The sequence below is a fragment of the Arthrobacter sp. TB 26 genome, from assembly GCF_000427315.1.
Lineage (GTDB): Bacteria > Actinomycetota > Actinomycetes > Actinomycetales > Micrococcaceae > Arthrobacter.
Window position 1 is genome coordinate 1 of record NZ_AUPJ01000549.1, and the last position, 6,726, is coordinate 6,726.

The 6,726-nt window shown below is 67.7% G+C and carries 7 protein-coding genes; 2 read left to right on the forward strand and 5 right to left on the reverse strand.

Translation table 11 applies throughout. The features are described from left to right. Together K789_RS0121520 and K789_RS0121525 are read right to left on the reverse strand one after the other, a co-directional pair. A partial coding sequence (locus K789_RS0121520; protein ID WP_035740554.1) for a M20/M25/M40 family metallo-hydrolase occupies positions 1 to 964 on the reverse strand: 964 nt, incomplete at its 3' end. Between the two features lie 16 nt (positions 965 to 980). Then, complete coding sequence (locus K789_RS0121525) at positions 981 to 2,492, reverse strand: MFS transporter (RefSeq protein ID WP_237739662.1); 1,512 nt, start codon at positions 2,490 to 2,492, stop codon at positions 981 to 983. Between the two features lie 171 nt (positions 2,493 to 2,663). Between K789_RS0121525 and K789_RS0121530 the strand changes: the two genes are divergently transcribed. Both K789_RS0121530 and K789_RS0121535 read left to right on the forward strand, forming a co-directional pair. Further along, positions 2,664 to 3,794, forward strand: a complete 1,131-nt coding sequence (locus K789_RS0121530) for an LLM class flavin-dependent oxidoreductase (RefSeq protein WP_024368548.1) — start codon at positions 2,664 to 2,666, stop codon at positions 3,792 to 3,794. Beyond that, positions 3,794 to 4,252, forward strand: coding sequence for a MarR family winged helix-turn-helix transcriptional regulator (locus K789_RS0121535; protein ID WP_029705667.1), 459 nt, complete (start codon positions 3,794 to 3,796; stop codon positions 4,250 to 4,252). Before K789_RS0121530 ends, K789_RS0121535 begins: the two co-directional genes overlap by 1 nt. Before the next feature lie 39 nt (positions 4,253 to 4,291). On the opposite strand, the gene K789_RS0121540 is transcribed toward K789_RS0121535, so the two are convergent. The 3 genes from K789_RS0121540 to K789_RS0121550 form a co-directional block, all read right to left on the reverse strand. Further along, positions 4,292 to 5,098, reverse strand: coding sequence for a transglutaminase-like domain-containing protein (locus K789_RS0121540; RefSeq protein WP_024368550.1), 807 nt, complete (start codon positions 5,096 to 5,098; stop codon positions 4,292 to 4,294). 72 nt (positions 5,099 to 5,170) lie between these two features. Next, positions 5,171 to 5,995 carry a hypothetical protein gene (locus tag K789_RS0121545; protein ID WP_024368551.1) on the reverse strand — a complete coding sequence of 275 codons (825 nt, stop codon included), beginning with the start codon at positions 5,993 to 5,995 and terminating at the stop codon, positions 5,171 to 5,173. A gap of 29 nt (positions 5,996 to 6,024) precedes the next feature. Further along, positions 6,025 to 6,726, reverse strand: a 702-nt coding sequence (locus K789_RS0121550; protein ID WP_024368552.1) for a M20/M25/M40 family metallo-hydrolase, incomplete at its 5' end; no start/stop codon positions are given.

Sequence of the window (6,726 nt, forward strand, 5' to 3'; positions counted from 1 at the left end):
CGGACATTTCCTTGAGCAGGTCCGCGTCGGTATTGCTGAGGGTGTCGCAGGCCTCGTGGTAACAGGAGTCCAGCTTCTTGCCGGCCACTCCGCCGTAGGACTGCACCTGGGCCTTGGTCTTCTTTTCCACATCGCCGCTGAACAGCCCGCCGCCGGGAATGCCGGCCTGCAGGAACGCGTCGTAGTCGGAGCCGCCGTCAAAGGGCGTGGTTTCCGCCGGCAGCGAGTTGTCCTGGAAGAAGCGGAAGAAGACCTTTTCGATCTGTTTCGAACCATTTGGCCCGGCGTGACCGAAATCCGAGCCGTCGCCGTCGTGGATGGACCGCACCCCGTTCGGGGAGGCCATCATGTCCACGTTCAGGTTGGCAACGGTCTGGGCCTTCTCGGCCTTGCTGAGCTCATCGACATAGTGCTGGGAACCGTAGAGGCCGTCCTCCTCGCCGCCCCAGAACGCAAACCGGACCCGGTTCACCGGGGTGATTCCGGTCTCCTTCATCCACTTCGCGATCTCAATGATGGCCGCGACCCCGGAGCCGTTGTCGTTGATGCCCGGGCCCTCGGGCACGGAGTCCAAATGCCCGCCCACCACCACGGTGTTCTCGGCACTGCCGCCGCTGTCGGCCAGGATGTTGAAGCTCTCCACCTGCTTCCGGTTCCTGCCCTCGCCGCGGAAGGTGAAGGTCTGCCGGACGGGGTTGTACCCGGCAGCGCGCAGCTGCTCCTCGACGTAGCGGGCGGATTCCTCATACCCGGACGTCCCGGACGCGCGGTTGCCGCCGTTGTCATCAGCAATGCGCTGCAGCGCTTCCAGATGGCCCGTCATTCCCCGGCCCTTGAACGCCTCCAGCACCGCGCGCGCATCCACCCCGCCCGAAGGCTCAAGGCGGGGAGCCGTGCATCCTGCTAGTAAGAGACTGATCGCGACCAGGATTGCGGCCGCAGCACTTCCAACCCTTTTGATCATGTGGGCATCCTCCAAGCTACGAAGATAGCGCCCCGGCGGCTCCAGAGAAAGACCTTGTCCCCGGATCGGAGAATGCCAACCTCGGCACCAGGACCAGCGCCGCGGCCGCGGCCAGGCCCGTCACGCCGCAGATCGTCCACACCGTCAGGTAGCCCGCCAGGGGTGCCGCGGTTTCGCCGCCCTCCGCAACGGCGGCCCCGGCGTCGCCAAGGGCGTGGCTCAGCAGGGCGATGCCAAACACGGCAGAGGCGAAGGCGCCGCCAATTGTCTTGGTGGTGTTGGTCAGGCCGGTGGCCATCGCGGTCCGGTTGAGGGGTGCGGCCGCGGCCGCCGCCGAGGGCAGCGCGGCAACGAGGGCGCCGGAGCCGGTGCCGGCAATCGCCATGTTGACCAGGGTCTCGGCGAGGCTGGAGTGGAACGGCAGGAACAGCAGATATCCCCCGCCGACCAGCGCGGCCGCGCAGACGAGCGTCCAGCGCGGCGTCAGCCTGCGGGTCACCAGCGGATAGAGCAGGGCACCTACCAGCAGCGCGAGCACGTAGACGCCGATGATGATCGAGACCTGGCCGGCGCGCAGCCCGAGTCCGTAGCCGTGGACTGCCGGGTCGGTCCGGGCGAAGGTGGACAGCGGCGCCTGCGCGCCCAGCACCGAGACGCCGAACAGGCCGGCGGTCAGCTGGACCGGCCACATGGACTTGGCACGCAGCATCCGGATGTCCACCAGCGGATCCTCCCGGCCCAGCTCGAAACGGGTGAACGGGACGAAAACCAGGATCCCAGCGGCGACCAGCACCCATGGCCACCACGCGCCGGGGCCGTTGAGCCGCATGAAGGTCAGCCCGGACGTGATGAGCAGGAGCCCGACGGCGAGGAGACTGAATCCGCGCGTATCCACCCGGCCGCCGCTGCGTTCCAGGGACTCCGGTACGCCGAAGCGGATGGCGAACCAGCAGGCGGAGACGGCCACAGCGGGAACCATCAGCACAAGCTGCAGCTGGCCGGTCCAGGCCTCCACGAGGGCACCTGCGGCAAGGGCACCCGCGATCACGCCGAATTCCAGTGCTCCGACAAGAAGGCCGGCGGCGCGCCGGGTGCGGGCGGCGCCGTCGGGCAAGCGGTGAACCCGGCTGAAGATCAGGACAATCTCCAGCGGCAACCAGACCACGTAGAAGCCCTGCAAGGACCAGGCCGCCAGGAAGGTCCAGAAGTCCGGGGCGAGTGCCACACCCCAGCACGCCGCAGCTGTCAGCACGGTGGACACGAGCAGGATTCTACGGTGCCTGTACATGTCACCGAGTTTGGCCAGCACGGGGACGGCCAGTGCACTGACCATTAGCTGCGCGGCCTCGAACCAGTTGACGTCGCCGTCGTGGATGTTCAGATGCCGTGCGATGTCGGTGAGGATGGGCGTGTAGTAGCCCTGCAGGATCCCGCTGGTGATCTCGACCAGACACAGGAAAGCAACGACGCGGCGCATGGCGACCTTCCGGGAGGGCCGGACTCCTGTTCGCCAGCCGATTGAGTGCATCCTAGGCCCGCACCTCTGCCGCAGGCGGGAAGAGCGGGCGGAATCTTGCGCGGCACCGGTGGGGAATATTCGGACGTGGCGGACGTTATACCCGTCGATAGATGCAAATGCATGTAAATCGGTTATAGTTGAAACAGCTCCCGGAAGACTCCGGCCACGGAAAGGCACCTCATGCAGATCGGCGTATTCAGCGTCAGCGACATCACCACAGACCCCACCACGGGGCGCACCCCCACGGAGCACGAACGCATCAAGGCGTCCGTGGCTATCGCCAAAAAGGTCGAGGAAATCGGCATGGATGTCTACGCCATCGGCGAGCACCACAACCGGCCCTTCTTCTCGTCCTCCCCCACCACCACCCTGGCGTACATCGCCGCCCAGACGGAGCGCATCATCCTGTCGACGGCCACGACGCTGATCACCACCAACGACCCGGTGAAGATCGCCGAGGATTTCGCCATGCTCCAGCACCTGGCCGACGGCCGCGTGGACCTGGTCCTGGGCCGGGGCAACACCGCCCCCGTCTATCCCTGGTTTGGCAAGAACATCCAGGACGGCATCGAGCTCGCGATCGAAAACTACAGCCTGCTGCGCCGCCTCTGGGACGAGGACACCGTCAACTGGTCCGGCAAGCACCGCACGCCGCTGCAGAACTTCACCTCCACCCCCCGCCCGCTCGACGGCGTCGCCCCCTTCGTGTGGCACGGTTCGATCCGCACGCCGCAGATCGCGGAAGTGGCCGCCTACTATGGCGACGGCTTCTTCGCGAACAACATCTTCTGGCCCAAGGAGCATTACCAGCAGCTGATCGGCCTCTACCGCGAACGCTACGAGCACTACGGCCACGGCAAGGCGGACCAGGCGATCGTGGGACTCGGCGGACAGTTCTTCATGCGGAAGAACTCGCAGGACGCCGTCAAGGAGTTCCGCCCGTACTTCGACAATGCCCCGGTCTACGGCCACGGCCCGTCGCTCGAGGACTTCACCTCACAGACCCCGCTGACCGTCGGCAGCCCGCAGGAAGTCATCGAGAAGACACTGAGCTTCCGTGAGTACTTTGGCGATTACCAGCGCCAGCTGTTCCTGATCGACCACGCGGGCCTGCCGCTGAAGACCGTGCTGGAGCAGCTGGACCTGTTCGGCGAAGAGGTCCTGCCGGTCCTGCGCAAGGAATACGCCGAAAAGACCCCGGCCCACGTCCCCGAACCGCCCACGCATGCCGGGCGGGTGGCAGCGTCACTCGCCGCAGCCGCGCAGTCCGTCAGCGAATCCGCGGGCCCCGCCGGCAATACGAGCGCGTGATGTCCGCAAAGACCGAATCACCGGTGCGCCTGGCCGCGGAAACCTGGGAATCCCTGTTCCGCGCCCAGGTGGCGGTGATGCGCAGGCTCCAGGCCGGCCCGGCCTTCCAGGGCCTTGCCATCAACGAGTACGACGTGCTGTTCACGCTGTCCCGCTGCCCGTCAGGCTGGCTCCGTCAGAACGAGCTCAACGACCATGTGCTGCTGAGCCAGTCCAGCCTGAGCCGGCTCGTGGAGCGGCTCGAAAAGCGCGGCCTCGTGGAACGGATGCCCTCCCCCAACGACGGGCGGGGCGTCCTGGTCAGGCTCACGGAGGCCGGCGGGGAGCTGCAGAAGCAGATCGGCCGGGAGCACGTCCGCGACATCGCCGCCCTGGTGGTTCCGGCGCTGACGGCGGCCGAGCAGCAGGAGCTGCTGCGTCTGACAGAGAAGCTGCGGGCCTCGGTGGCCGCGCGCTGATCCGCGGGCGCCGGGTCCAGAGGCGCTGGCAGCTGGCCGCTACTGCAGGGTGACGAGCTTCGCCGGGTCCTCGTCCGGCAGCTCGCCGTTGACGACGGCGGTGACAACCAGGTGCGTCAGTGACAGGCTGCCGCCCACTGTCGACAAGAATGCGGTGTCCGAGGAATCCCGGCCGGCGGTGATGCGCAGCATGCTCTCCCGGGGCGCCAGGCCTGTGGGATCGATGACGTGCCAGGCCCCGTTGATGTGGGCCTCGGCCACCGCGTGGAAGTCCATCGGGCTCAGGCCCGGGGCGTACACGGCGGCGAGCCGGGCCGGAACGTTTTTGGCGCGCAGCAGCGAGATCGCCAGGTGGGCGAAGTCGCGGCAGACCCCGCGGCGGTGCAGCAGCGTCTCGACGGCGCCGTCGGTCCCGCGTGAGGATCCGCTGATGTAGCGCAGCTCGCTGAAGACCCAATTGCGCACGGCGTGCACCAGCTCGGCGCCCTGGAGGCCGCCGAATTCGGCGTAGGCGGTCGGCAGGAGCCGGTCGGACTCGGCGTAGCGGCTCGGCCGGACGTAGCGGATGAGCTCCATCAGCCGGGGTTCCTCCGGCACCGCGAAGCCGGTGACGGTGGCCGTGTACTCCACGAGTACTTCGCTGGGTTCCGCGAATTCCATGTAGTGGAAGCGGCCGCCGTGGTGGTCCGAGAGCTCCGTGAGCGGGACATCTTCGCCGCCGGAGGTGACGGACAGTGACTCCATGAAACCGCTGTAGCCGGAGTTGCGTGCCACGGACACCGCCAGGGCGACCTTGGTGTCGGCCACGGTCTTGAAGGCCATGCGGGCGGCGACAGAGCGTTCCATGTATCTCCGGGTGTGAGGTAACGGCGGGGGAAGTCACCGCTCCCGGCCCGGTTGTGCCCGGGCGGTGCGGGACTAGTTTTTGATCTTCAGAGACATTAGCATCCGCTGGACGTTGGCGAATTCTGAGCCTTCGTTGACGTATTTGGCGGCCTGGTCGAGGGTGTCGAAAGCCTTGGCCGGTGCAACCTTCTGGTCCGTGGCGAAGGCCCTCAGCTCCGTCAGGTCGCCGAAGGAGTAGTCGCCCTTGCCCTCAGGGCCGCGGACCAGGTTCTGGAGCACGCAGGATTTTCCGTCCGCGCCGCCGACGACGTTGGTGATGCCGTAGGAGCCGAAGTATTTGTAGCCCTGGATCACCCGGAACACCACACGGGGGTCGATGGTGCCGTCCCCGCCGCGGTGCGGCAGGTCCACCGGGACGCTGTTGACGACGACGTACGGTTTCGCGGCGCCGTCCGGACAGGCCGCGGCGGGCGTTGGCTGGAGGCCGGTCTGCAGGGTGGCAAGGTACCCGCCGTCGGCGTCCTTGATCTCGATCTTCAGTGCCCCGGGTATGGTTCCCTGCCCGGGGGTTACCGACTGGGCGATCCACTCCTGCGGCAGTTCAAAACTGACGGTCTTCGCCGGATCGGTGAAAACCTTCCAGGCCGCCGCCGTCGAGCCTGGTGACGCCGAAGCGGAGGCGGCGGACCCCGGCGAGGCGCCCGGCGTCGTGCTGCCCCCGGACGGGCCAGCCGGGGAGGCCGCTGCGCTGGCGCCCGCACTGCCGCCCGCTGTCCAGGCGGGGGTGCCCTTGCTTTCACTGCTGCAGCCGGACAGTGCGGCGGCGGCGAGCGCCAGGGCAGCAACGATGCGAAGGCCACGGGCCGTCGTCCGCCGGTAGGTATCCGTCCCAGTCATGGTGCCAGCGTAACGGGACATCGGGCCGCTCAGAGTTCCCGGATCAGCGTTTCGTAGAAGCCGACGCCGCGTTCCAGGGTCTCCAGTGCAATCTTCTCGTCGATGGCGTGGATGGAGCCCCGCGCCCCGGCGTCCATATAGAACGGGGCGAAGCGGTAGACGGCGTCACAGATGCCGGTGAAGCGGCGCGAATCCGTGCCGCCCATCATGATGTACGGCGTGACGAGCGCCTCCGGGAAGGCCTTGGCGATGCAGCCCTCCAGCAGCTCCCACTGCGCCCCGGAGTGGGCCGAGACCGGTGACGGGTCGTTGCCTTCCACGACGCGCAACTCAACCTTCGGGTCCCGGATGATCCTTCGCAGCCGCTCCACTGTCCCCGCAACGGTTTCTCCCACGGCCACCCGGATGTTGGCGTTCGCCCGGGCTGTCGCGGCCAGGACATTGGCTGCGGCGCTGCCCTCCAGCGTGGTGATGGCGACGGTGGTGCGGGTCATCGCGTTGGTCTCGTTTCCCATCCGCCCAAAGAGCAGCGTCACCGGGGCCCGGAACACGGACAGCCGGCCGAACACCACCCGCATGGGAGCGGGGGCGTGCGGGCCGAAGCGCCGGAGCATTTCCGCGGTCACGTCCGGCAGCGACTGCGGGAAGGGGCTGCGTTCGATCCGGGTGATGGCGCGGGCCAGCCGCGCCGTGGCGCCCATCCGGGGCGGGGTGGAGGCGTGGCCGCCGGG

Excerpts from the sequence above, each read along its gene's own strand:
- K789_RS0121525 (WP_237739662.1), bottom strand. The coding sequence starts at position 2,492 with ATGCACTCAATCGGCTGGCGAACAGGAGTCCGGCCCTCCCGGAAGGTC.
- K789_RS0121530 (WP_024368548.1), top strand. The coding sequence starts at position 2,664 with ATGCAGATCGGCGTATTCAGCGTCAGCGACATCACCACAGACCCCACC.
- K789_RS0121535 (WP_029705667.1), top strand. The coding sequence starts at position 3,794 with ATGTCCGCAAAGACCGAATCACCGGTGCGCCTGGCCGCGGAAACCTGG.
- K789_RS0121540 (WP_024368550.1), bottom strand. The coding sequence starts at position 5,098 with ATGGAACGCTCTGTCGCCGCCCGCATGGCCTTCAAGACCGTGGCCGAC.
- K789_RS0121545 (WP_024368551.1), bottom strand. The coding sequence starts at position 5,995 with ATGACTGGGACGGATACCTACCGGCGGACGACGGCCCGTGGCCTTCGC.